Below are 23,455 nucleotides of genomic sequence, written 5' to 3' on the forward strand. Positions count from 1 at the left end.
GTAAAGCCGCAGGGGACGAATGTCAGGCTTCGCTGGGCGCAGACCATTGGTGTTGCAATGTCGAGATGCTAGAGAACCCCGGCGAAAGTGCAAATCGATAGCGAGAACGTATGTCCTTCCAAAATTCCTTTGCCGCCGGCCGCGCTGCCGCGCTTGTCTTGTTTCTCGCTATCCTCGGCTGCATCGCCGATACCGGACCCAGCTTCGCCATAACGGCCAGCGCGACGGCGCGAGACGGCAACTCCATCCAGCTCGGCGATGCGACCTACCGGCTCGACGGTGTCGACGCGCCGGAACTGGACCAGGTCTGCATCGACGACCACGCCGATCCCTGGACCTGCGGGCTCGAGGCGCGCGATCAACTTGCAAAGCTGATCAACGGCCGCAACGTACGCTGCGACGATGTCGGGCCCGAGAAGAGCTTTGGCAAGCGTCATCGTGCCATCTGCACGGCCGAGGGCGACAAGACGAGCCTGAACGAACAGCTCCTTCGCCTTGGCTTTGCCACTGCGCGCGAGCCGATCAAGGCGAACGTCAAGCCGGCCGCTGCCGAGGCCAAGACGAATTCGGCCGGCATCTGGAAGGGATGTTTTGTTGCACCGCAAGAATTCCGCACCGGCAAGAAGGACGGCGCGCTGCTCGGCGCGGCCTGCCGCCCCGACCGCGACAAGGAAATCCGCGCGGTGCTGTTTCCGGACGAGCCGACCATGCCGCCGAATTGCAGCATCAAGGGCAAGCTCGCGGTGCGCGCACGCGTCACCGGCAATATCGGCATCTATCATCTGCGGGGCTGCCCCAGCTATCCGGCGACGACAAAGCCGGACCGCTGGTTCTGCTCGGAGGACGACGCTTTGGCTGCGGGCTTCCGCAAGGCGTACAATTGCCGGCGACCGAAGTGATCTGAGGGGGGCGGCGCGATCTTCGCCGCTCCGCGCAAGCGGGGCGAGGGAATCCGAGCGCCGTGCTCGCCTCACTGCATGCGCATGATCTGGTCCATTGCCGGCATGTTCTCGTTCAAATGCGACATGATCCAGACCGAGCCGCCGACCACCAGGAATACGATCAGCAGCCCGAACGCCAGCGCCAGCACGTTGTTGGTGTTGTCGGGGCCGGTGGTGATGTGCAGGAAGAACACGAGATGCACGCCCATCTGGGCGATCGCGAGCACGATGATGGCGATGGGGATCGAAGGCTGCCAGACGAGGTTGGTGCCGGCGATGAAAAACGACGTCGCCGTCAGCAGGAGGGCAAGGACAAGGCCGACGACATAGCCTGTGATCCGCTCGCCGACGCTGTGTACCTCTTCCTCGCCAGGCGCGAGGTCATGTTCGACCGGGCGGTGCGTCAGATCGCTCATACGCCACTCCCAAGCAGATAGACGACGGAAAAGACCGCGACCCAGATGATGTCGAGCGCGTGCCAGAACAGCGCAAAGCACATCATGCGGCGCAGAATGTCGGCGCGAAAGCCCTTGGCGAAGACCTGGGCCATCATGGTGAGCAGCCACAGCACGCCAGCAGTGACATGCAGACCGTGGCATCCGACGAGCGAGAAGAAAGCCGTCAGGAACGCGCTGCGCGAAGGTCCGTAACCACGGGAAACCAGATCGGCGAATTCGCGGAATTCGATGGTGAGGAACGCTAGCCCCAGCACACAGGTCACAGCCATGCCGAGGTAGAACCAGAGCCGGTTGCGGATGTCGGCGGCAATGCTCGCCATGCCGCAGGTGAAGCTGGACAGCAACAGGCAGACCGTCTCGATCGCCACATTCCGCTGCTCGAAGATTTCCGAGCCCTTTGGGCCATCGGCCGTCTGCCCTACCAGCACCGCATAGGCCGCGAAGAAGCAGGAGAACATCACGATATCGGAGAGCAGGAAGACCCAGAAACCGTAGGCCGTCACGATACGCTTCGGCGCAGGTCCCAGATGCTCGGTGGCGCGACCGATATGATGCGGATCAGCCTGCGCGTGCCCCAAGGTTGCGGTCATGGACATCAGAGCGCCCCCGCCAAGCTGACCATGTTGCGCCGTTCTTCGAGATTGGCGCGATCGATCGCTGCGACTTCGGCGGCCGGAATGACGTACTCGTCATGGTCGCGCCAGGCGAACACGACGAAGGTCGCGAACGCCCCGAGGCAGCCCAGAATCACCATCCACCAGATGTGCCAGATCAGCGCAAAGCCCGTGACCGAGGCAAAGAAGGCGCAGACGAAGCCCGTCGGCGAATTCCGCGGCATCTCGATATCCTGGTATTCAACCTCCTCGTGCTCCAATTGTTGCTGCTTGGCGTGCAGCTTCAGAGCCCAATAGGCGTCCTCACCGCGTACGTCCGGATAAAAGGCGAAGTTGAACACCGGCGGCGGCGACGACGTCGCCCATTCCAGCGACCGGCCATCCCAGGGATCGCCGGTGCGGTCGCGGAGCTGCTCGCGGTTGCGGATGCTGACGACGAGCTGCATGACCTGGCAGACGACGCCGACCGACAGCACGGCCATGCCGATCGCCGCCACGAACATCCAGGGCCGCCACGCTGCGACATCGTAGTGCTGCAAGCGCCGCGTCATGCCGAGCATGCCCGCGACATAGAGCGGCATGAAGGTGACGTAGAAGCCGATAAAGGTGAACCAGAACCCCGCCCTGCCCCAGCGCTCGTCGAGGCGGAAGCCGAAGGCCTTGGGGAACCAGTATTCGAAGCCGGCGAAGACGCCGAACAGAACGCCGCCGATGATGACGTTGTGGAAGTGCGCGACGAGGAACATGCTGTTGTGCAGCATGAAGTCGGCCGGCGGCACCGCGACGAGGACTCCGGTCAGGCCGCCGATGATGAAGGTCACCATGAAGCCGACCGACCACAGCATCGGCGTCATGAAGCGGATGCGGCCGCCATACATCGTGAACAGCCAGTTGTAGATCTTCACGCCCGTCGGCACCGCGATGATCATGCTGGCGATGCCGAAGATGGCGTTGACGTCAGGCCCCGCGCCCATCGTGAAGAAGTGATGCAGCCACACCATGAAGGAGATGACGCAGATGGCCATGGTGGCGAGCACCATGGAGCGGTAGCCGAACAGCGGCTTGCCGGAGAAGGTCGACACCACCTCAGAGAAGATGCCGAAGGCCGGCAGCACGAGGATGTAGACCTCGGGATGCCCCCAGGCCCAGATCAGGTTCATGAACATCATGACGTTGCCGCCGGCTTCATTGGTGAAGAAATGGAAGCCGAGATACCGGTCGAGCAGCAACATCGCGAGCGTGGCGGTGAGGATCGGGAACGCCGCGACGATCAGCAGGTTTGAGGCCAGCGTCGTCCAGCAGAACATCGGCATACGCAGATAGCTCATGCCCTTTGTACGCAGCTTCAAAACCGTCGTGACGAGATTGATGCCAGCCACCAGCGTCCCGACGCCGGATATCTGGAGCGACCAGGCATAGTAGTCGACGCCGACACCGGGCGAGTAAGTCAGCTCCGATAGTGGCGGAAAGGCGAGCCAGCCGGTGCGCGCGAACTCGCCGATCACGAGAGACATGTTGACCAGCAGCGCGCCGGTGGCCGTCAGCCAGAAGCCGACCGAGTTGAGGGTCGGAAAGGCGACGTCGCGCACGCCGAGCTGCAAGGGGACCACGAGGTTCATCAGGCCGATCACGAACGGCATCGCCACGAAGAAGATCATGATGGTGCCGTGGGCCGAGAAGATCTGGTTGTAGTGCTCCGGCGGCAGATAGCCTTGCGACTGGTAGGAGACGGCCTGCTGAATCCGCATCATGATGGCATCGCTGCCGCCGCGCAGCAGCATGACCGAGGCGAGCAGGATGTACATGACACCGATGCGCTTGTGATCGACGCTGGTGATCCATTCGTGCCAGAGATAGGGCAGATGCCCCTTCGCCACGACCCAGGCCAGCACCGCGAGGATCCCGACCAGCACCACGCCGCCTGCGACCAGCGGGATCGGCTGGTCGAACGGGATCGCCGACCAATCAAGCTTACCGAGCATCGTGATCTCCGCTGTGCTCCCGCCCGGCGTCCGAGGTCAGTTGCGGGCCCGGTCCCGGTGGAATGTGCTGGGTCGCGATCAAGTCGAACAGGCGCGGGTCTTCGAGACGATAGATCGGCCTGCCCCGCTCGACGGACTGCTGCATCAGCTTCTTGTAGCTGTCCTCGTTGAGCACCTGGTCGGATTTCGCCGTGCCCGTCACCCAGTCCGGAAAAGCGAGCGGCGAGATCACGTTGACGTCGAACATCATCTCGGGAAAGCCGTCGCCGGAGAAATGCGCCGACAGGCCCTGCAGCTTGCCTTCATTGTCGGCACGTAAATTGAGCCGCGTCACCATGCCGTTCATGGTGTAGATCATGCTGCCGAGTTGCGGGATGAAGAACACGTTCATCACGCTCGACGACGTGAGCTGGAAGTTCAGCTCGGCACCGGCAGGCACCGTCAGGGAATTGATGGTCGCGATCCGCTGGTCGGGATAGATGAAGAGCCATTTCCAGTCGAGCGACACCGCCTGGATGCGCACCGGGCTCCCGGTCCCCGGCACCGGCGCGCGGGGATCGAGCTGGTGCGAGCCGATCCAGGCCACACCACCGAGCAGGATGATGGTGAGCGCCGGGATCGCCCACACCACCATTTCCACGCGTCCCGAATAGACGAAGTCGGGTTGATACTGCGCTTGGGAATTGGAGGCGCGAAACCACCAGGCGAAGCCGAGGATGGCGACAATCGTCGGCACCACGATCGTCAGCATGATGAAAACGGAATCGACGAGAATCGTACTGTTGGCGACAGCAACAGGCCCTTGTGGATCGAGCAGATTCATCGGCAAGCCACTGGCGATTGGGAAGCCCCGGACGACAGCCTAGCGCGGAATGATACCGGCAACAAACGTCGTTCACGTGATCGAGTTCCGGCGCAACCGCAAGTGATTGCGCGGGCATGCGCTTTGGCCGGTTCAACGGAGCCATGCAGGTTTGGCGGGACATCGGGCAGCAGGCGGCGCAGGGCCGATCTTCTCCTGACGGAGAACGATTGCTATCGTGATGAAAAAGCAGGGAGAAAACGTCATGCGCTTGAAGGACAAGGTCGCTATCGTGGTGGGTGCCGGGCAGAGCCCCGGCGAGGGCATGGGCAATGGCCGCGCCACCGCGCTGACCTTTGCACGCGAGGGCGCGAAAGTTGTCTGCGTCGATCACAATCTCGAATCGGCACAACAGACCGTCGCGATGATCGCTGCGAGCCAAGGCACGGCCGCTGCCTTCAAGGCCGACGTGACCAGGACTGCCGACATTAAGGCCATGGTGGCCGACGCGCAGGCGCGCTGGGGACGCATCGATATCCTGCACAATAATGTCGGCGTCAGTCTCGGCGGCGGCGACGCCGAGCTCCTGAAACTGACCGAAGAGGCATTCGACCGCGTGGTCGCCATCAATCTGAAGAGCTGCATCCTCGCGGCAAAGGAGGTAATCCCGATCATGCGGGCGCAAGGAAGCGGCGCGATCATCAACATCTCCTCGATGGCCGCGATCACCACCTATCCCTATGTCGCCTACAAGGCGACGAAGTCGGCGATGATCGCCTTCACCGAACAGCTCGCTTATCAGAATGCCGAATACGGCATCCGCGCCAACGTCATCCTGCCGGGCCTGATGAACACGCCGATGGCCGTCGAGACCCGCGCCCGCGAATGGAAGAAAACCCGCGCCGAGGTCGAGGCCGAACGCGACAGCAAGGTGCCGCTGCGCAGGAAGATGGGCACGGCATGGGACGTCGCAAACGCTGCGCTGTTCCTTGCCTCGGATGAAGCGAACTTCATCACCGGTGTGACGCTGCCCGTGGATGGCGGGGCGAGTGTGATCAGGGGATGAGCTGGAGCGAGCACGATGCGCTCTTCCTTCTCCCTTGCGGGACAAGGTGGCGCGAAACGCGCACTTGGCGTGAGGAAAGGTGAGCGCTCTCGTCGGAGAGGCTGCAGCGTCACTGCGGCGCGTGCGTCACGCGCCAGATGGTGCCGTTGCCGTCTTCCGAGATCAGCAGCGCGCCGTCTTTCGCGACAGCGACGCCGACCGGCCTTCCCCAGACGTCGCTGTCGTTGACGACGAAGCCGGTGACGAAGTCTTCGTACTCGCCGGTTGGCTTGCCGTCCTTCATCCTGATGCGAACGACCTTGTAGCCGGTGCGCTTGGACCTGTTCCATGACCCGTGCTCGGCGGCAAAGGCGTCGCCTCGATAGTCGGCCGGGAAATTGCTGCCCTGATAGAATGTCATGCCGAGCGATGCGGAGTGCGGCTGGAGCAGCACGTCGGGAATCGTCACCTTGTCCTTCAGGTCCGGCCGCGCGCCGGCATGGCGCGGGTCTTCGTTGGCACCGATATAGAACCACGGCCAGCCATAGAACGCGCCTTCCCGTACGCTCGTCACGTAATCCGGCACGAGATCGTCGCCCAGGCCATCGCGTTCGTTGGTCGAGCACCACGGCAGGCCGCTTCGTGGCTCGATGGCAAGGCCGACGCAGTTGCGGATGCCGGTGGCGTAGAGCTTTCTGTTCTTGCCGTCCGCGTCGAAAACCAGCACCGCTGCACGCTCGGCTTCATAGCCCCAGGATGCACCGAGCGGCTGCGCGCGTGACCACGCCTCGAGCCCGCCAGGCGGATTGCCCATGCCTTCGCCGGCATTGCCAGCCGAGCCAACCGAGACGAACATGCGCTTGTTATCCGGCGTGAAGACGATGTCGCGGGTGGAATGGCCGGTGCCGTGCGCGAGGTTCGCGACGACCGTCTCCGCCTTGCCGGATGCCTTGAGGTCGCCGCTGCGATAGGCGAAACGGACGACGCTGTCGGTGTTGGCGACATAGACCCATTGCGGATTGTCACCGTTCGGGAAGAAGGCGATGCCGAACGGTCGGTTCAGCCCGCTGGCGAATATCTCATTCGCCACGATCTTCGCGCCGTCCGCGCGCAGCGCGCGGACGCGCCCTGCCCGTGTTTCAGCGACGAAAATGTCGCCATTCGGTGCGACGCGCAGGATGCGGGGGCCGGACAGGCCCTCGGCAAGCAGCTCGATCTTGAAACCGTCTGGCACGAGCGGCATCGCTTCCGCGGGCCGCGCCACCACGGAGGAGGCATTGGCGACCGATCGCGACGCGCCCGGCGCAGGCAGATCCTCTGGCCGGATCAACCTGACCGTGCCGGGCTTGTCGGCCTGCCAACTGCCGTAGGCCTCCTTGCCTTTCAGCACCGGTTCTGCCGAAGCGGCGGTACCGATCGCAGCCACGAGCAGTGCAGACACAAAAGCCGGCTTGACCGGACGTCCAGGGTACTTCGTCACGAGTTCCTCCGCAGCCTTCGAGTGCCGAATCGCACATCAACTCATGCCCGCAGGATGTGCAATGCGTAATGCCGTCCTGCTGGAAAATCCTGTCGATCAGTGCGACACATTGTAAGGGCGGGGCCGCCGGTTGCGGTCATCAAAGCTGCGGCATCGACGTCGCGACGGATGGGGTAAGCATGTGGGGATCCATCATCTCGGAATGGGCGAGCCTGCTCCTGCGCTGGCTGCACGTGGTCGCAGCGATCGCATGGATCGGCAGCTCGTTCTACTTCATCCATCTCGACCTCAGCCTGAAACCGGAGCGCGATTTGCCTGGCGGCGTGCAGGGCGAAGCCTGGCAGGTGCATGGCGGCGGCTTTTACCGGATCATGAAATATCTGGTTGCCCCAAGCCAGATGCCGGAGGAGCTCACCTGGTTCAAATGGGAGGCCTACACCACCTGGCTCTCCGGCTTTGCGCTGATGGTGGTGGTCTATTATCTCGATGCCGACCTGTTTCTCGTCGACAAATCGATCCTTGACCTCACACCAGCTCAGGCGGGCCTGTTCAGCTTTTGCAGTCTCGCGCTAGCGTGGCTGCTCTACGAAATCGCCTGCCGCACCGGCCTTGCCCAGCGCGAGCTCGGCTTTGCGATCGGCGGCTATCTGTTTCTGGTCGCGCTGACCTATGCCTTTACGCATGTGCTGAGCGGCCGCGGCGCGTTCAACCAGATCGGCGCGATCATCGGCACCATCATGGTCGCCAACGTCTTTGCGGTGATCATCCCGAACCAGAAAAAAATCGTCGCCGCTCTGATCGCGGGGCAATCGCCCGATCCCAAGCTCGGCAAGACCAGCAAGGAGCGATCGGTCCACAACAACTATCTGACGCTCCCCGTCGTCGTGCTGATGATCAGCAACCACTACCCCCTGCTGTATGCGACGCGCTTCAACTGGATCATCGTCGCGATCGTGCTGGCGCTGGGGCCGGTGATCCGGCATTTCTTCAACGAGCGCCATGCGGGCCGCAAATCCCCGTGGTGGGTGTGGGGCGTGGCGGCAGCCGGCGTGATCGCGATCGGCTTTCTCTCGGCCGCCGGCCCGCGCGAGGTGAAGACCAGCACGCTTGCCGCGCAGCCGACGCTTGCCGATGTCGAAGAGATCGTGATGTCCCGCTGCAGCATGTGCCATGCCGCAGAGCCTGTGTGGGCCGGCATCGTCACCGCGCCGAAGGGCATCCTGCTCGATGCGCCCCAGCACATTCAGCGCAACATCAGGTTGATCGGACGCGTCGCTGCATGGTCGAGCGCGATGCCGCCCGGCAACATCACCGAAATGACCGGCGAGGAACGCGCGGTGCTGGCCGCCTATATCGCGCAGACCGACCGCTGACGCCAATCTCGGTGACGCGTCCATGCGACGCTTTGCGGAAGGATATTCCGCAATTGCAGACCATTTCAAAATGACTTGAGCGCCCGTCCGGCGTAGATAGGGAACCCGTGCGGCCGCAGGTCGGACTATAAGTCAGTTTGGAGACGTCCTATGGATTTGACCCGCCTCGAAATCAATCGCCGCACGGCGCTCCTGACCTCGGCGGCGATCGCCGCCAACGTCATCAACCCGATGCGGGCGTTTGCGCAGGAGACCCCGAAGAAGGGCGGCGTGTTCAACGTCCATTACGGCGCCGAACAGCGTCAGCTCAATCCGAGCATTCAGGCGTCCACCGGCGTCTACATCATCGGCGGCAAGATCCAGGAGAGCCTGGTCGATCTCGATGCCGACGGCAAGCCTGTCGGCGTGCTCGCCGAGAGCTGGGAATCCTCACCTGATGGCAAAACCATCACGTTCAAGCTGCGTAAGGGTGTGACCTGGCACGACGGCAAGCCTTTCACGTCAGAAGACGTCGCGTTCACCGCGATGAACATGTGGAAGAAGATTTTGAACTACGGCTCGACGCTGCAGCTCTTCCTCACCGCCGTCGATACGCCCGATCCGCAGACCGCGATCTTCCGCTACGAGCGGCCGATGCCGCTCAACCTGTTGCTGCGCGCCCTCCCCGACCTCGGCTACATCTCCGCAAAGCATCTCTATGAGACCGGCGACATCAGGCAGAACCCGGTCAACCTCGCCCCGGTCGGCACGGGCCCGTTCAAGTTCGTCAAGTATGAGCGCGGACAATACATCATCGCCGACCGCAACCCCGACTACTGGCGGCCCAATGCACCCTATCTCGACCGCATCGTCTGGAAGGTGATCACCGACCGAGCGGCAGCCGCGGCGCAGATGGAAGCCGGCGAGCTGCAATACTCGCCGTTCTCCGGGCTCACGATCTCCGACATGGCGCGACTTGGCAAGGACAAGCGCTTCATCGTCACCACCAAGGGCAATGAGGGCAACGCGCGCACCAACACCATCGAGTTCAACTTCCGCCGCAAGGAATTGTCCGACATCCGTGTGCGCCGCGCGATCGCGCATGCGATCGACGTGCCCTTCTTCATCGAGAATTTCTTGGGCGATTTTGCCAAGCTCGGCACCGGCCCTATTCCGTCGACCTCGACGGATTTCTATCCGGGTCCGAACACGCCGCAATACCCCTACGACAAGGGCAAGGCGGCCGCGCTTCTTGATGAGGCCGGCTACAAGGCCGGCGCCGGCGGCGCCCGCTTCTCGCTGAAACTGCTGCCCGCGCCATGGGGCGAGGACATCTCGCTGTGGTCGACCTTCATCCAGCAATCGCTGAAGGACGTCGGCATCACCGTCGACATCGTGCGCAATGACGGCGGCGGCTTCCTCAAGCAGGTCTATGATGACCACGCCTTCGATCTCGCAACCGGCTGGCACCAGTACCGCAACGACCCCGCCGTCTCGACCACTGTGTGGTATCGCTCCGGCCAGCCTAAGGGCGCGCCCTGGACCAACCAGTGGGACTGGGAGGACAAGCAGGTCGACAAGACGATCGACGATGCCCTCACCGAGCTCGATCCCGCCAAGCGCAAGACGCTCTACGCCGAGTTCGTCAAGGAGGTGAACACGGAGCTGCCGGTCTGGATGCCGATCGAGCAGATCTTCGTCACCGTGATCACGGCCAAGGCCCGCAACCACTCCAACACCCCGCGCTGGGGCTCGTCGAGCTGGCACGATCTTTGGCTTTCCGCGTGATCGGTTTTTCGTCAAGATGATGCCATGCGCATCATAGGCCTTGCGGGGCGGCGGCTCGCCGCCTCGATCCCGACACTGTTCCTGATCCTGATCGGCGTCTTCCTGCTGCTGCAACTCGCGCCGGGAGACACGGTCGACGCCCTGATGGCCCAGATGGGCGGCGGCGACGCCGCGACTGCGCGCGAGCTGCGCAAATTCTACGGGCTCGATCTGTCGATCCCTGCGCAACTCGCCAACTATCTCTGGCATCTGGTGCGGCTCGATCTCGGCTTCTCCTCGATCTACGGCAAGCCGGTCGCGACCGTGATCATGGAGCGGCTGCCCCCGACCATCCTCCTGATGACGGCCTCGCTGTCCTTCGCATTCTTCTTTGGCCTCGTATTCGGCGTGATCGCCTCGCGCGCCGTCAACAAATGGCCGGACACGCTGATCTCGACGCTGGGCCTGATCTTCTACGCCACGCCATCGTTCTGGTTCGGCCTGATGGCGATCGTCGTATTCTCGATCTATCTGCAATGGCTGCCCGCCGGTGGCTTCGAGGATATCGGCGAAGTGCGGACTGGCATCTTCCGCATCATCGATATAGCGCGGCACCTCATCCTGCCGACGCTGACGCTCGGGCTGATCTTCCTTGCGATCTACCTGCGCATCATGCGTGCCTCGATGCTCGAGGTCTTGAACCTCGACTATGTCCGCACCGCGCGGGCCAAGGGTCTGGACGAGACCCGCGTCGTCACGGGGCACGTGCTGCGCAACGCGCTGCTGCCGATGGTGACGCTGATCGGCCTGCAGGCCGGCACCATGCTGGGCGGCTCGGTGGTGGTCGAGAGCGTGTTCTCGCTGCCCGGTCTCGGGCGGCTCGCTTACGAATCCGTGATCCAGCGCGATCTCAACACCCTGCTCGGCATCGTTTTCGTCTCAGCGCTCCTGGTCATCGTCGTCAATTTCGTCGTCGACCTCCTCTACGCGCGGCTCGATCCGCGCATCTCGGCGGAGGGCTGAGATGGACATCGCAAAGCGATATTTCCGCAGCCCCGCGGCCGTGATCGGCCTGGTGCTCCTGCTCGCCGTGATCGCGATAGCGATCTCGGCCGGCGTGCTCTATCCGCGCGATCCGCTCGCGCTCGCCGGCCGGCCGCTGGTGTGGCCGTTCACCAATCCGCGATTCCCGCTCGGCACCGACAATTCGGGACGCGATATCGCGGCGCAGATATTCTACGGCGCGCGGATCTCGCTCCTGATCGGGGGCGTTGCCACCGTGATCGCGGTTGCGATCGGCACGCTGATCGGGGCGTTTGCCGGCTACTATGGAGGCTGGGTCGACAACATCCTGATGCGAATTACGGAAGCATTCCAGACGCTGCCGAACTTCGTGCTGTTGCTCGTGCTGGTCGCCGTGTTTGGCTCGACGCTGACGACCGTGACAATCGCGATCGGCATCGTGTCCTGGCCAGCGCCGGCGCGGCTGACCCGCGCCGAATTCCTGTCGCTGCGCAACCGCGAATTCGTGCAGGCCGGACGCACGCTCGGCATGAGAGACCTCCAGCTCATCCTCGGCGAGATCCTGCCCAACGCGCTGCCGCCGGTGATCGTTTATGCCAGCGTGGTGATGGCGCTCTCGATCCTGCTTGAGAGCGCACTCGCCTTCCTGCGGCTTTCCGATCCCAACGTGGCATCCTGGGGCAACCTCATCGGCCTCGGGCGCGACGTGCTGCGCGTACAGTGGTACGTCTCGGCCATTCCCGGCATCGCCATCCTTATCACCGTGCTTGCGGTATCGCTGGTCGGCCAGGGCTTGAACGACGCACTCAATCCGAGGCTAAAGCGCCGATGAGCGAGCAGCCGGTTCTCATCCTGGAAGGCCTCAGCGTGCGCCTGCCCAAGGGGGCCGATCGCACGCATGCGCTGAACGACGTGTCGCTGTCGATCGCCTCGAACGAGATCCTCTGCGTCGTCGGCGAATCCGGGTCGGGCAAGTCGATGATGGCCAATGCCATTATGCGGTTGTTGCCGGGCGAGGTCGGAATCGAGGCCGGCCGGATGATGTTCGACGGCCGCGATCTCTGCACGGCCGATCCGGCTGCGATGCGCGAGGTGCGTGGCGCCGGCATCGCCATGATCTTTCAGGAGCCGATGACGGCGCTCAATCCGCTGCGGACCGTCGGCGACCAGATCGCGGAGATGTTCCAGATCCACACCGATCTCTCCAAGGCGCAAATTGGCGCGCGGGTGCAGTCGCTGCTCGAAGACGTCCGCATCCCCAATCCGAAGGCTGCGGCCAAGGCCTATCCGCACGAGCTTTCCGGCGGCCAGCGCCAGCGCGCGATGATCGCGATGGCGCTGGCGCTCGACCCGAAGCTTCTGATCGCGGACGAACCGACCACCGCGCTCGACGTCACCACGCAAGCGCAGATCCTGAAGCTGATCCGCGATCTCCAGCGACGCAAGAAGACGGCAGTGCTGTTCATCACCCACGATTTCGGTGTCGTCGCCGAGATCGCCGACCGCGTCGTGGTCATGCAGCACGGCAAGATCGTGGAGCAGGGTACGGCCGATGACGTGCTGAATCGACCGACGCACGCCTACACGAAGCAGCTCATCGCCGCCGTACCGCCGCTGACGGCGCCGCCGCCCCGGCCGCTGTCAGCCGACAACATCCTCACCATCAGCAACGTTGCCAAGACCTATCGCACCGGCGGCTTTCTCGGTCGTGGCGCGCGCGTCACCACGGCGGTGAAGGACGCTTCGTTGACGTTGCCCAGGGGCGCGACGCTCGGCATCGTCGGCGAGTCCGGCTCGGGCAAGTCGACGCTGGCACGCTGCATCGTGCGGCTGATCGATCCCGACAGGGGTGCGATCCTGCTCGACGGCAAGGATTGGGCGAAGCTGCCGCGCGACCGGATCCGCCGCGAGACCCGTCACATCCAGATGGTGTTTCAGGACCCCTTTGCCTCGCTCAATCCGCGGCGCAAGGCCGCCGAGCTGGTCGCGCAGGGCCCGATCGTCCACGGCACGCCGCGCGCGGCCGCGATGACGGAAGCAAGGGAGCTGTTCGCGCTGGTCGGGCTCGATCCGTCTGCCGGCGACCGCTTCCCGCACGAATTCTCCGGCGGGCAGCGCCAGCGCATCGGGCTCGCGCGGGCGCTTGCGCTCAAGCCGGATGTCCTGATCGCGGACGAGCCGGTATCCGCGCTCGACGTGTCGGTACAGGCGCAGGTGTTGAAGCTGCTCGGCGAATTGCGCGAACGGCTCGGGCTCTCGATCGTCTTCATCACCCACGACCTGCGCGTAGCGGCGCAGGTCTGCGACCTCGTCGCGGTCATGAAGGACGGCGAGATCGTCGAGCACGGGCTCGTGGCCGACGTGTTCGGCCGGCCGGAACATCCCTACACCCAGGCGCTGCTCGCCTCGGTCCCGGGCGGCGCGTTCGCACGGGAACATCAGACGGCGGTGTAGCAGGGCGGGCTTGCGTCATTTGGCCGCGGCGTTTCACCCTAGAGCGGGCGCCGGAGCGGCCTTTCCGACCAGCGCGGTTTCCGGCGCCAGGGGCAGAGTGAATTGGAACGCCGCTCCTCGCGGTTCGTTCGCGCCGGCCCACATCTTCCCGCCATGCGCCTCGATGATCGAATGGCAGATGGCGAGCCCCATCCCCATGCCTTCAGACTTGGTAGTGTAGAACGGCTCGAACACGCGACTCACGCTTTTCGGATCGAGGCCCGGGCCGGAATCCCTGACGCTGATGACGATGCCGTTCGTGTCGTTCCTGGTGGTGGAGATGAGCAGCTCGCGCGGGCCTTCGCGAACGTGGCTCATCGCCTCCACGGCATTGATGATCAGGTTGAGAACCACCTGCTGAAGCTGGACCCGGTCCGCCTGGACGGGCGGCAAGGCTTCGGTGAGCTGCGTCCGCACCGTGACGCCGTTTTTCAGAACTTCGCTGCGGGTCAGTGTCATGACTTCGCGCACCAGCTGATTGATCTCCAGCTCCTCTTTCTGCGGCGGTGCATTCTTGATGAGAGCGCGGATCCGGCCGATGATTTCGCTGGCGCGCATGCCGTCGCTGATGATCCAGCCCAGCGTCTGCTCGACCTCCTCGAAATTCGGCGGCCGGGCGCCGAGCCAGTTCAATCCGGCCCGCGCGTTCGCAACGGTGGCGGCGATCGGCTGGCTGATTTCATGAGCGATCGAGGCGGTCAGCTCGCCCATTGTCGTGACGCGGTTGGTGTGTGCGAGCTCCATCAGCGCCTCGCGATAGCGCCGCTCGTTCTCACGTGCCTCGGCCTCCACCCGCTTGAGCTCGCTCAGATCGAGAACGAAGCCGACGCCCTGACTTCGGCTTTCTTCCATCATCGCCCCGCCGATCAGGACCGCAACGCGGCTGCCATCCTTGCGGAAGTATTCCTTCTCGAACGGCTGCACGGTTCCGATCCTCTCGAGCTCGGCGACGGTGTGCAGATCGTGGCCATGCCATTCCGACGGCGTCAGGGTCGTGCGATGCAGGCGACCTGCAGCGAGGTCTTCGCGATCGTATCCGACGATGCGAAGAAATGCGTCATTGGCCTCGAAGATGAGCCCGTCGATATCCCAGATGATGATGCCGATGATGTTGGAATCGAACAGACGCCGGATCTTCCTGTCGCGCGCGAGCAGATCGCCCTGAAGCTTGACGTTCTCCTCGGTCGCCATCCGCCGCCGCTTCGCCTCGATGCGCGCCAGCACCAGCGCGGCGCCGGCCAGGGCGATGACGAAAACGACGGCCGCGATGGTGAGCCTGGTCCTGCGCTGCTCGAGCTCGTCGGCGGATTTGTCGAGGTCCACCTGACGGAGCCGTTCGTGATCGACCATCAGGTCTATTTGCGACCGGATGTCCTCCATGCCGCGGATCATCGCCAGCGCCGCCAGCCCGGATTCGCGCGCAGCCGTCTTGACGATGTCGTCGATCTCCTTGAGTTTCGCCGAAAGGGTCAGGGCAAGATGTTCCGCGCGCAGGCTCTGCAACGGGTCCTTCGCGACGAGCGCCTGGAGTGCCTCGGCCTGGCGTCGCACGCTTTCATCCGAGACGCCGTAGGCCTTCAGATAAGCGGGATCGAGGGTGAGAAGATACCCGTGCCGCTCGGCCTCCAGATCGGCGATGATCGCTTTGAGACGATCGAGCGTCTCGAACACGTTGCGGCTGTGCGAGAGCGAAACGTTGAGCGCCTGCCGATCGCGCCAGTAATGCAGGCCGAGAATCCCGGTCACTGCGAGCAGAATGACGAGCCCCGCAACCACTGGGGTCAGCGGCCGCGCAAACCACCGCAAGGTATGGCCCGAAGCAAGGATTGACATTGGCGTTAAGTCTTCCATGCTCGCAGGCGCATTTTCTGGTGCCAATGCCAGGGCATGGCTAGAATATTAGCATGAACCGGCCCGTATTGGGGAGCCGGAAACTCAATATTCTCCGCATGTTACTCCGGCTGTGGAGCTGATCATTCGGCTTTGACGAAGCCGGCGCGCGTCACAGGTTGCGGGTTGTGAACGACCGACCACAACGAGGAGCATCAACATGGCGCCAAACGAAAAACCGCCAATTGAAAAACAGCGACGTGAAAGCTCACGTAACGGGCAAGCGCCGACCAGCCGGCGCGGCTTCATCAAGACATTGGGCGTGGCAGGAGTCGTCATGCCGGCCCTCGCGACGTGGCCGCGGAGCGGCCTCGCCGAGGAGGTCGGCGCGGACTTTGCCAACGCCAAGATCGACTGGAAGCAGTTCGCGGGCCAGACGATCACGCTGATGGGCGCGCTCCATCCGTGGTCGAGCGCGATCACGCCACTGCTGCCGGAATTCACCAAGCTCACAGGCATCAAGGTCGTCACCGACTTCCAGCTTGAAACCACCTATTTGAGCGCGATTCCCGTTCTGCTTGCACGCGGCGGCAATACGCCCGACGTTTTCATGTTCACGACCTACGGCCAGGGCATCTCGGGCGGATGGCTCGAGCCGCTCAACGCCCATTACGCCAACAAGTCCCTGACCGATCTCGCCTGGTACGACGAGAGCGATCTCCTGAAGACCGCGCGTGCCTTTCCGGTGTGGTCCGACGGCGAGCGCTACGCCGTGCCGATCACCTCCGAGGCGATGACCCTGTTCATCAACACCGATGCACTGGCAGCCAAGAACCTGCCGGTGCCGCAGACCTTCGACGAGCTGCTTGCCACCGCCAAGGCGGTCAAGAGCAGCGACATGGCGGGAATTGCGATGCGGGCCCAGGCCGGCGGCAATTCGACCCCGCCGGCGATGGGCTTCGTGTTCTCCTACGGCGGATCCATGGTCAACAAGGACGGCACGGTCGCCTTCGGCAGTCCCGAGGCGATCGAGGCCATCGACATGTATGCGCGGCTGCTCAGCCAAGCAGGACCTGCCAATGTAGGCACCTATGAATGGTATCAGGTGCTCGACGATTTCCTGCAAGCGAGAACCGCAATGGCGATCGACAGCAGCAACTTCGCCACCGACATCTCAAACCCGGGGAAAAGCCGCGTCGCCAAGCAGGCGGGGTTTGCACCCTTCCCGCACCTGCCCGGCAAAACGCCCGTGCCTTTCATGTCGCACTGGCAGGCCTGCGTGAACTCCAAATCGCAGAACAAGCGCGCCGCATTCCTGTTCCTGCTCTGGGCGACGAGCAGGCCGACCTCGCTGCAGTCTGCTGCGGCGGGTCTTGCGACGACACGCGTCTCGGCCTGGTCGAGCAAAGGCTTCAAGGACGCCTTCGGCGCGCAGGCCGCCGAGGCGGCGCTGGCGAACCTGCAAAGCGCCGACGTCGAGCGTGCCAAGGCGATCCTGTTCCATCCGCAGCAGCGGCGGATCCTCGACGCCTTCATGATCGGCGTCAATGAAGTGGTCTCCGGTAACAAGACGGCGAACGTGGTGATGCCCGCCGCCGCCGAACGCGCGAATGCTGCGATCCGCGGGTAGCCGTTGGCAATCATGACGACCGCAATGCGCGGCTAGAGCGCGATGAGGATTAAGCATGATCTCTTCGGAAACCACGCTTTTCCGGATCATCCTTTAGATCTCGCGCGCGTCGCGACGTCGATACACCAGCAGCATTAGCGGCGCGAGCCTGCGCATCAGGCCGTGCGCCGGAATCGGCACTGGATTGGTGAACGGCAGCGCCAACTCGCTGTCCGGCACGCCGCGCACGGCCTTGGCGAGCTGATCGCCCAGCGGGATCGTCAGCGCCACGGCGCGGCCGTTGCAGCCGGTCCAGCCATAGGCATTCGGCCCGAGCTTGTGAATCCGCGGAAGGAAATCCGAGGTCATGCCGACATAGCCGTTCCAGACATAATCGAAACCGACCTCGCCGATCTGCGGCCAGAGCCGCTGCAAACGCGTGGTGACGCGCGCCTTCAGCCGCTCCGCCCTGTTGCCGGGTCCGATCACGGCACCGCCGGTGACGAGACGATTGCGCGCATCGTAGCGGGCGAAATAGAGCTCGCCATGGGTGTCCGACATAGCCTGCCGCGCCGGAATGATCGTCTTCCTGACATCGTCCGACAGAGGCTGCGTCGCCATCTGCCAGGACAGCACCGGCATCACCTCATGCGCGATATCGGGCACAAGCTGCTTGGAAAACTCGGCGCTATACGCATTGGTCGCCATCACCAGCGCACGGCCGGAGATCTCGCCCTTCTCCGTCTTGACCACCCATCTGTCGTTGCGCCGCTCAAAACTCACCGCCGGTGAGCGTTCGTAGATGCGAGCGCCGAGGCCAAGCACGCTGCGCGCCAGTCCGCGCGCCAGCGCCAGCGGATTGATGTGCCCGCCGGTGGTGTTCCAGAAGCCGCCGTACCAAGCGTCCGAGCCGAGCATTTCTCTCAGCTGCTCGCGCGACAGCAGCTCGACGGACGCACCGAATTTCGACCATTGCCGCACGCGCCGCTCCGCAATCTTGATGCGGCCCGGCGAATGCACCGGCTGCACCCAGCCCGCCTGCTCCTGCTCGGCATCAATGCCATAACGCCGCGCCGTGTCGAACAGCGTTGATGCGCTGTCGCGCAACAGCTCAACGAAGCGCTCGCCCACCGCGCCATGGCGCGCGATGATGTCCTCGGGATCGGGGCGCGACAAGGTCGGGATCACCTGACCGTTGTTGCGGCCGGAGGCGCCCCAGCCCGGCTCGGCCGCTTCGACGATTGCGACGTCGACGCCGGCTTCACGCAGGTGCAGCGCTGTCGACAGCCCCGTGAAGCCGCCGCCGACCACGACCACATCGGCCTTCTCGGCTCCAACGAGCTGCGGCAATTTCGGCCCCTGCGGCGTGACAGCAGCCCATAGCGAATTCGGCCAGGTGACGGTTGATTCACTCATCGTCGAACGTCCCAAATTGCCCCAGGCGTCACGAGATACCGCATCTGCGGCTGTCGCAGTTGACAGCCGCATGCAGGTGCGTTGTCGTGCCTTGCAGCCTAATCCACCCATTCATGCCGGGGAAATCAAGTGGCCCTCAAAAACGTCATCGGAATCGACCACGCGGTGGTCATGGTGAAGGATCTCGACAAGGCCGCTGAAAACTACAAGCGGCTCGGCTTCACCATCTCGCCGCGCGGCACCCACAGCGCGCATATGGGATCGGGCAATTACACCATCATGTTCGACCCTGACTACATGGAATTGCTCGGCGTATTGGCGCCGACAGAACATAATGCCCCGGCGCGCGCCTTTCTCGAGAAGCACGGCGAGGGCATCGAGCGCATCGCCTTCACCGCGGTCGATTCGACGGCAGGTGCGGAGGAGATCCGCGCGCACGGATTTCCGCCGGGCGGTCCGGTCGATTTCGAACGGCCGGTGACGCTGCCAAACGGCACCGTGTCGGCGGCGAAATTCCGCGTCTTCCATTGGCCGGTCGCGGAGGCGCCAGGCGGCGTGCGCATCTTCGCCTGCCAGCACAAGACGCGCGAGACGGTATGGATTCCCGAGCTCATGACGCACGCCAACGGCGCGAAGCGGCTGAAGCAGATCCTGATCGCGAGCCCCGAGCCGGCAAAGGAAGCCGCGCACCTGTCACGCCTGATCGATCGCGAGGCAAAAGAGCAATCCGACGGCGCCGTCATGGTGCCCTCCGGCGGCGACCGCGCCGATTTCGTATTCCTCACGCTCGACCAACTCGGCAAGCGCTATCCCGGCGTCTCACTCGGAGGCCTTGCCGAGCGTGGTGGTGCGGCACTCGTGCTGGTGAGCCGCGATCTCGCCGCGACCGAGAAGGCGCTCGGTACAGCGGCTTCGCGCAGCGGTGCTGCAATCTGCGTGGCGCCGGCCACCGCGAACGGCACGTTGCTGGCCTTCGTTGCCGCCTGATTTTAGCTAATTTTTTAACGGGCATTTACCCCTTCGCCATAGGATCCCGGGCAGACCAAGTCTGCCTGGGGCCGAATGCATGTTCAGAGAAAGCTCGCCGATCGCGTATGACGCGCCGGCCGAACTGAAGAAGTGGCCCTCGCTGAAGGGCCAGCGCCTCAAGGACAGAGGTCCGCCCTATCTCGTCTACAACGGCACCCTCGCCGAATGCGTTCGCGAGCTGATGGCAAAACCGATCAAGGGCATCTCGCTCTACGATATCATGACGAAACCGCAGCCGGCCTTCGACCAGACCGTGCTGTCGCCGGGCGACGCCGCCGAGATCGCAATGCGCAAGGACTTTCCCCAGGGCTAACCGCGCGCCTGTCCGAAGACGACGATCATCTTGCAGGCAAGCTACATTCGCGAGCTCTTTGCGATCGGCCGGTTCTGCGCGGGCGCCACCCCTTCTCCCGGCCGATCCAGGAACATCACCGGCGTTCCTCGCTTGAGGTTCGCGCCGAGTACCAGCGCATCCCAGTTGGTCAGGCGGACGCAACCGTGCGAGGCCGACTTGCTCACCTTGCCGGGATCGGGAGTCCCGTGAATGCCATAGCCTTCGGCTGACAGGTTGATCCAGATGGAGCCGACAGGGTTGTTCGGACCAGGCCTGATCGTGAACGGTCGTCTCGATTTGACGCCCTTGAACCTGTATTCGGGGTTGTAACGATAGGTCGGGTTCTGGTGGACGGCCGTCACTTTCAACGTTCCGCTAGGCGTCGGCTTCTCTGAACTGCCGACCGTCGCGGGATAGAACGCGAGGAGCTTTCCGTCAGCATCGAACGCCTTCAGCGTCTGCCGTGCCTTGTCGATTTCGACGCGCGCGATCGGCATCGCATTCTGCGGCCCATTGACGTTTGCAACGGCGATTGTCTCGCCCGCCTTGTCGAACGTCTTTCCGGGATTGATCGCGCTGAGCAACGACTCACTCATGTGGAATTTCTCGGCGAGCGCTTCGCGCGGGCTGGTGTAACTCAGCGCCTCCAGGCTCTTCATATCCTCCATCTTCGCGGGCAGCTTCCTGAGGAACGGCCCCTTCACGTCCGCATCCGTGATCTTGTAATCGACGATGACCGGACCTTCGCTCGTAGCCGCGAGCTTATCCCAGAGATCCGGCGTGATCGCCTTGTCGAGATTCAGCTCATTTGCTTCGGCAAACGCAGACAAGGCCTTTTGCGCATTCTCGCCGAGCTTGCCGTCGATCTCGCCTGGTGAGAAGCGCGCGCGGTCAAGCAGAATCTGAAGCTTGACGATGGAGCCGCTGAGCTTGTCGGATCCCGTCGGCTTCGCGGGCATCGCCGCATCATTGATGGCAGCGGCGTCGAGGCCGGCTGCGGTGACAGGCGTCACCGCAAGAAACGAGAGCACCACGGCGGCAAGAGTTCGCAACATGCAACAGCCTCAGCCCGAATATTCTCCGTAAAGTCACGGGACGCGACGAAGTTCCACGGCGATGAAAATACGGTGTTCCTGCAGGGAACACCAAAGATCGCAGCTTCGCCGCAATCGACTCGTCAAAAAGTCCCTATCGGAAGCGCATTTGCAGCCAACTCACCCACAATTGAGGCTCACACAAGCAATGCGATTCGTCTTCGCGGCGCTCGCCGCGTTCCTCGTCCTGATGCTCGACCTCGATGGACCCGTCAGTCCGGCATCGAGCGCCAACAATCTTCTCCTCGCAGCCAGCCCATCCGAGAAAATCTCTTCCGCCTTCGCGGCGCTGTTTGAAAGCGCCAAGGCCAACGAACAGTCGAACGCGACGCCCACACAAGATAGCCCTCCCCCGTCAGACGCGCCGGCGGAGACCACCACCGAACATAAGGCGGAGGAGTCGCCGCACGACGCTTTCTGCCACGCTCTCCGCGAGGCCGCCGAGAACAGCGAGATCCCGGTCGCCTTCTTTGCACGGCTGATCTGGCAGGAGAGCCGCTTCCGCTCCAATGAGGTCAGCCATGCCGGCGCGCGAGGTGTCGCGCAATTCATGCCGGAAACCGCAGCCGAAGTCGGGCTCGACGATCCCTTCGATCCGTTCAAGGCGCTGCCCGCGTCCGCCAAGCTGCTGCGCAAGCTGCGTGATGACTTCGGCAATCTCGGCCTCGCTGCAGCCGCCTACAATGCCGGCAGCGGCCGCATTCAGAAATGGCTGGCGAAGCAGAGCACACTTCCGCGCGAGACACGCGATTACGTCCGGATCATCACCGGCACCAAGGCGGAAGACTGGATCGAGGACGCCGACATGCTCGCGATCCGCATTGATCTGCCAAGCGAAGCGCCGTGCGAAGGCGTCGGCGGACTCTCAAAGACCAAGGAGATCGCGTTCGTCTCGGCCGCGCCTGCGGCAAGCGTCACAGCGCTGATTCAGAAGGCGCAGGCCGCGGAAGCCACGGTAAAGCTCGCCGCGCACCGCGTGCGCAAGCGGCTGGCTCTGCTGATCAAGAGGAGCACGTCGTCAGCTGCCGCGCGGACCGGCAAGGCACGCAGCATGATCGCAGCGCGCGCGGCCAGGGGCGCAAAGGCGCGCGGGGTTCGCGTCGCATCGCGTTAGCTAGCGGTCGTCGAACTGAGACGTGAACCGGGAAGCCGCTCGATGGAACGGCTCCCGGTCATCTTTTGCCGGGTCCCGGCCTGTGCTGAAATGCACTCGATACGGGTGCGGCACGAAACCAGCGGAACCTGCGATGCCATTGATGAGCGCCGGGATCATCGCTTATCGGACGCGGCCATCGGGCATCGAGATCCTGCTCGTGCATCCCGGCGGGCCATTCTGGCGCAACAAGGATCTCGGCGCGTGGTCCATCCCGAAGGGCGAATATCCCGAACGACAGGACGCCGAGGCAGCCGCGCGTCGGGAATTTGCCGAGGAGGTCGGGTTCGAGCTGACGGTGCCGCTGATCGAGGTGGGTCAGGTCAAGCAACGCGGCGGCAAGATTGTCACGGCCTTCGCCGCCGAGATCGACATCGATCCGCGGTCCATTTCCAGCAACATGTTCGAGATCGAATGGCCGCCGCATAGCGGCAAGCGGCAAAGCTTTCCCGAGGTCGGTCGCGCCGAATGGTTCACGCTCGATGCGGCGCGGGAGAAGATCAATCAAGGCCAGCGTCCGTTGCTCGATCGGTTGGCGCGGCTCGTCGGCGGCGACGGATAGATCGCGAACGTCGCGCTCGCCTATTCAAAACTCTCGAAAACAACCCCATGCACAGTAGCGGGTAACCGCCTGCGGTGCACGGCAAGACGCGGTGCCGCATGCACGGCGACGCAGAGGGATCGGGTGCCCCACGAGGAAATCGCAATGCACGGAAGCATGGGCTGTTCACGAAGAAGGGCATCACCGAGCGGAAGCAAATTCGAGACTTGCTGGGCGAGGCGCGGAGACTGCTCAGGGAGCCGAAGTAGTGCTGCCTTCCTGGTGGCCCGCTTTCAGGCCGGGCCCCCTTTTCTATGTGACCTAGATCATACTCTGTGTCAGCCAAGCAGATTACATTGGTTATCGGTTGAGCGTTCGCTCGCTTTGCCGCGCCCGACGGGCGTTTCCTCCCTGGACTTGGCCGATCGCTTCGAACAAGCGGAGCGATCGGCCCGTTTTGTCATGCGCGGAGCGTTATGGCGGCCTGCCGCT

19 protein-coding genes and 2 pseudogenes are annotated in these 23,455 nt (G+C 63.5%); 12 read left to right on the forward strand and 9 right to left on the reverse strand.

Translation table 11 applies throughout. From position 1 onward, the window contains the following. Positions 1-110 precede the first annotated feature (110 nt). Positions 111-899 carry a thermonuclease family protein gene (locus ACV1FX_RS13205; RefSeq protein WP_473117991.1) on the forward strand — a complete coding sequence of 263 codons (789 nt, stop codon included), beginning with the start codon at positions 111-113 and terminating at the stop codon, positions 897-899. Between the two features lie 71 nt (positions 900-970). On the opposite strand, the gene cyoD is transcribed toward ACV1FX_RS13205, so the two are convergent. From cyoD to ACV1FX_RS13225, 4 genes are read right to left on the reverse strand one after another with little or no spacing between them, the layout of a single operon-like run. After that, the gene (gene cyoD / locus ACV1FX_RS13210; RefSeq protein WP_473117992.1) at positions 971-1,357 is read right to left on the reverse strand and encodes a cytochrome o ubiquinol oxidase subunit IV; all 387 of its coding nucleotides are present in this window, start codon (positions 1,355-1,357) and stop codon (positions 971-973) included. After that, complete coding sequence (locus tag ACV1FX_RS13215) at positions 1,354-1,995, reverse strand: cytochrome (ubi)quinol oxidase subunit III (protein WP_473117993.1); 642 nt, start codon at positions 1,993-1,995, stop codon at positions 1,354-1,356. The genes cyoD and ACV1FX_RS13215 overlap by 4 nt, the downstream gene beginning before the upstream one ends. Continuing rightward, positions 1,995-3,995 (reverse strand): cytochrome o ubiquinol oxidase subunit I, encoded by a 2,001-nt coding sequence (gene cyoB / locus ACV1FX_RS13220; RefSeq protein WP_473117994.1) that lies wholly within the window; start codon positions 3,993-3,995, stop codon positions 1,995-1,997. The genes ACV1FX_RS13215 and cyoB overlap by 1 nt, the downstream gene beginning before the upstream one ends. Continuing rightward, positions 3,985-4,818 (reverse strand): cytochrome ubiquinol oxidase subunit II family protein, encoded by an 834-nt coding sequence (locus ACV1FX_RS13225; RefSeq protein ID WP_473117995.1) that lies wholly within the window; start codon positions 4,816-4,818, stop codon positions 3,985-3,987. Before ACV1FX_RS13225 ends, cyoB begins: the two co-directional genes overlap by 11 nt. Before the next feature lie 244 nt (positions 4,819-5,062). On the opposite strand from ACV1FX_RS13225, the gene ACV1FX_RS13230 reads away from it, so the two are divergent. After that, on the forward strand, positions 5,063-5,863 hold the full coding sequence (locus ACV1FX_RS13230) for an SDR family NAD(P)-dependent oxidoreductase (protein WP_473117996.1): 801 nt from the start codon (positions 5,063-5,065) through the stop codon (positions 5,861-5,863). Positions 5,864-5,972: 109 nt separating this feature from the next. On the opposite strand, the gene ACV1FX_RS13235 is transcribed toward ACV1FX_RS13230, so the two are convergent. After that, positions 5,973-7,283: a PQQ-dependent sugar dehydrogenase gene (locus ACV1FX_RS13235; protein ID WP_473118192.1), complete on the reverse strand. Its 1,311-nt coding sequence runs from the start codon at positions 7,281-7,283 to the stop codon at positions 5,973-5,975. A 218-nt stretch (positions 7,284-7,501) separates the two neighbouring features. Between ACV1FX_RS13235 and ACV1FX_RS13240 the strand changes: the two genes are divergently transcribed. The 5 genes from ACV1FX_RS13240 (at position 7,502) to ACV1FX_RS13260 (ending at position 13,918) form a co-directional block, all read left to right on the forward strand. Beyond that, the gene (locus ACV1FX_RS13240) at positions 7,502-8,695 is read left to right on the forward strand and encodes a urate hydroxylase PuuD (RefSeq protein ID WP_473117997.1); all 1,194 of its coding nucleotides are present in this window, start codon (positions 7,502-7,504) and stop codon (positions 8,693-8,695) included. Positions 8,696-8,845: 150 nt separating this feature from the next. Beyond that, entirely contained in the window at positions 8,846-10,462 is a 1,617-nt protein-coding gene (locus ACV1FX_RS13245; protein ID WP_473117998.1) for an ABC transporter substrate-binding protein, read from the forward strand. A gap of 24 nt (positions 10,463-10,486) precedes the next feature. Then, positions 10,487-11,464 (forward strand): ABC transporter permease, encoded by a 978-nt coding sequence (locus ACV1FX_RS13250; RefSeq protein WP_473117999.1) that lies wholly within the window; start codon positions 10,487-10,489, stop codon positions 11,462-11,464. 1 nt (position 11,465) lies between these two features. Next, the gene (locus tag ACV1FX_RS13255; protein WP_473118000.1) at positions 11,466-12,296 is read left to right on the forward strand and encodes an ABC transporter permease; all 831 of its coding nucleotides are present in this window, start codon (positions 11,466-11,468) and stop codon (positions 12,294-12,296) included. Beyond that, positions 12,293-13,918, forward strand: a complete 1,626-nt coding sequence (locus ACV1FX_RS13260; protein WP_473118001.1) for an ABC transporter ATP-binding protein — start codon at positions 12,293-12,295, stop codon at positions 13,916-13,918. Before ACV1FX_RS13255 ends, ACV1FX_RS13260 begins: the two co-directional genes overlap by 4 nt. Positions 13,919-13,951: 33 nt before the next feature. On the opposite strand, the pseudogene ACV1FX_RS13265 reads toward ACV1FX_RS13260, so the two are convergent. Together ACV1FX_RS13265 and ACV1FX_RS13270 are read right to left on the reverse strand one after the other, a co-directional pair. Continuing rightward, positions 13,952-15,136, reverse strand: a pseudogene (locus tag ACV1FX_RS13265) (sensor histidine kinase); the annotation flags it as partial. 156 nt (positions 15,137-15,292) lie between these two features. Continuing rightward, positions 15,293-15,808 (reverse strand): annotated as a pseudogene (locus ACV1FX_RS13270) (CHASE3 domain-containing protein); the annotation flags it as partial. A gap of 199 nt (positions 15,809-16,007) precedes the next feature. Here ACV1FX_RS13270 and ACV1FX_RS13275 point away from each other — a divergent pair. Continuing rightward, a complete protein-coding gene (locus tag ACV1FX_RS13275) occupies positions 16,008-17,417 on the forward strand; it encodes an ABC transporter substrate-binding protein (RefSeq protein ID WP_473118002.1) in 1,410 nt (469 codons plus the stop codon). A 93-nt stretch (positions 17,418-17,510) separates the two neighbouring features. Here ACV1FX_RS13275 and ACV1FX_RS13280 read toward each other — a convergent pair whose 3' ends face one another. After that, positions 17,511-18,812, reverse strand: a complete 1,302-nt coding sequence (locus tag ACV1FX_RS13280; RefSeq protein ID WP_473118003.1) for an NAD(P)/FAD-dependent oxidoreductase — start codon at positions 18,810-18,812, stop codon at positions 17,511-17,513. A gap of 129 nt (positions 18,813-18,941) precedes the next feature. Between ACV1FX_RS13280 and ACV1FX_RS13285 the strand changes: the two genes are divergently transcribed. Together ACV1FX_RS13285 and ACV1FX_RS13290 are read left to right on the forward strand one after the other, a co-directional pair. Then, positions 18,942-19,799 carry a VOC family protein gene (locus tag ACV1FX_RS13285; RefSeq protein WP_473118004.1) on the forward strand — a complete coding sequence of 286 codons (858 nt, stop codon included), beginning with the start codon at positions 18,942-18,944 and terminating at the stop codon, positions 19,797-19,799. Between the two features lie 79 nt (positions 19,800-19,878). Then, positions 19,879-20,154: a hypothetical protein gene (locus ACV1FX_RS13290; protein WP_473118005.1), complete on the forward strand. Its 276-nt coding sequence runs from the start codon at positions 19,879-19,881 to the stop codon at positions 20,152-20,154. 41 nt (positions 20,155-20,195) lie between these two features. Here ACV1FX_RS13290 and ACV1FX_RS13295 read toward each other — a convergent pair whose 3' ends face one another. After that, the gene (locus tag ACV1FX_RS13295; protein WP_473118006.1) at positions 20,196-21,230 is read right to left on the reverse strand and encodes a L,D-transpeptidase; all 1,035 of its coding nucleotides are present in this window, start codon (positions 21,228-21,230) and stop codon (positions 20,196-20,198) included. 187 nt (positions 21,231-21,417) lie between these two features. Between ACV1FX_RS13295 and ACV1FX_RS13300 the strand changes: the two genes are divergently transcribed. After that, positions 21,418-22,383 carry a lytic transglycosylase domain-containing protein gene (locus ACV1FX_RS13300; protein WP_473118007.1) on the forward strand — a complete coding sequence of 322 codons (966 nt, stop codon included), beginning with the start codon at positions 21,418-21,420 and terminating at the stop codon, positions 22,381-22,383. A 133-nt stretch (positions 22,384-22,516) separates the two neighbouring features. After that, the gene (locus ACV1FX_RS13305; protein ID WP_473118008.1) at positions 22,517-22,984 is read left to right on the forward strand and encodes an NUDIX hydrolase; all 468 of its coding nucleotides are present in this window, start codon (positions 22,517-22,519) and stop codon (positions 22,982-22,984) included. Positions 22,985-23,455: the final 471 nt, after the last annotated feature.

This window comes from Bradyrhizobium ingae (assembly GCF_055791185.1).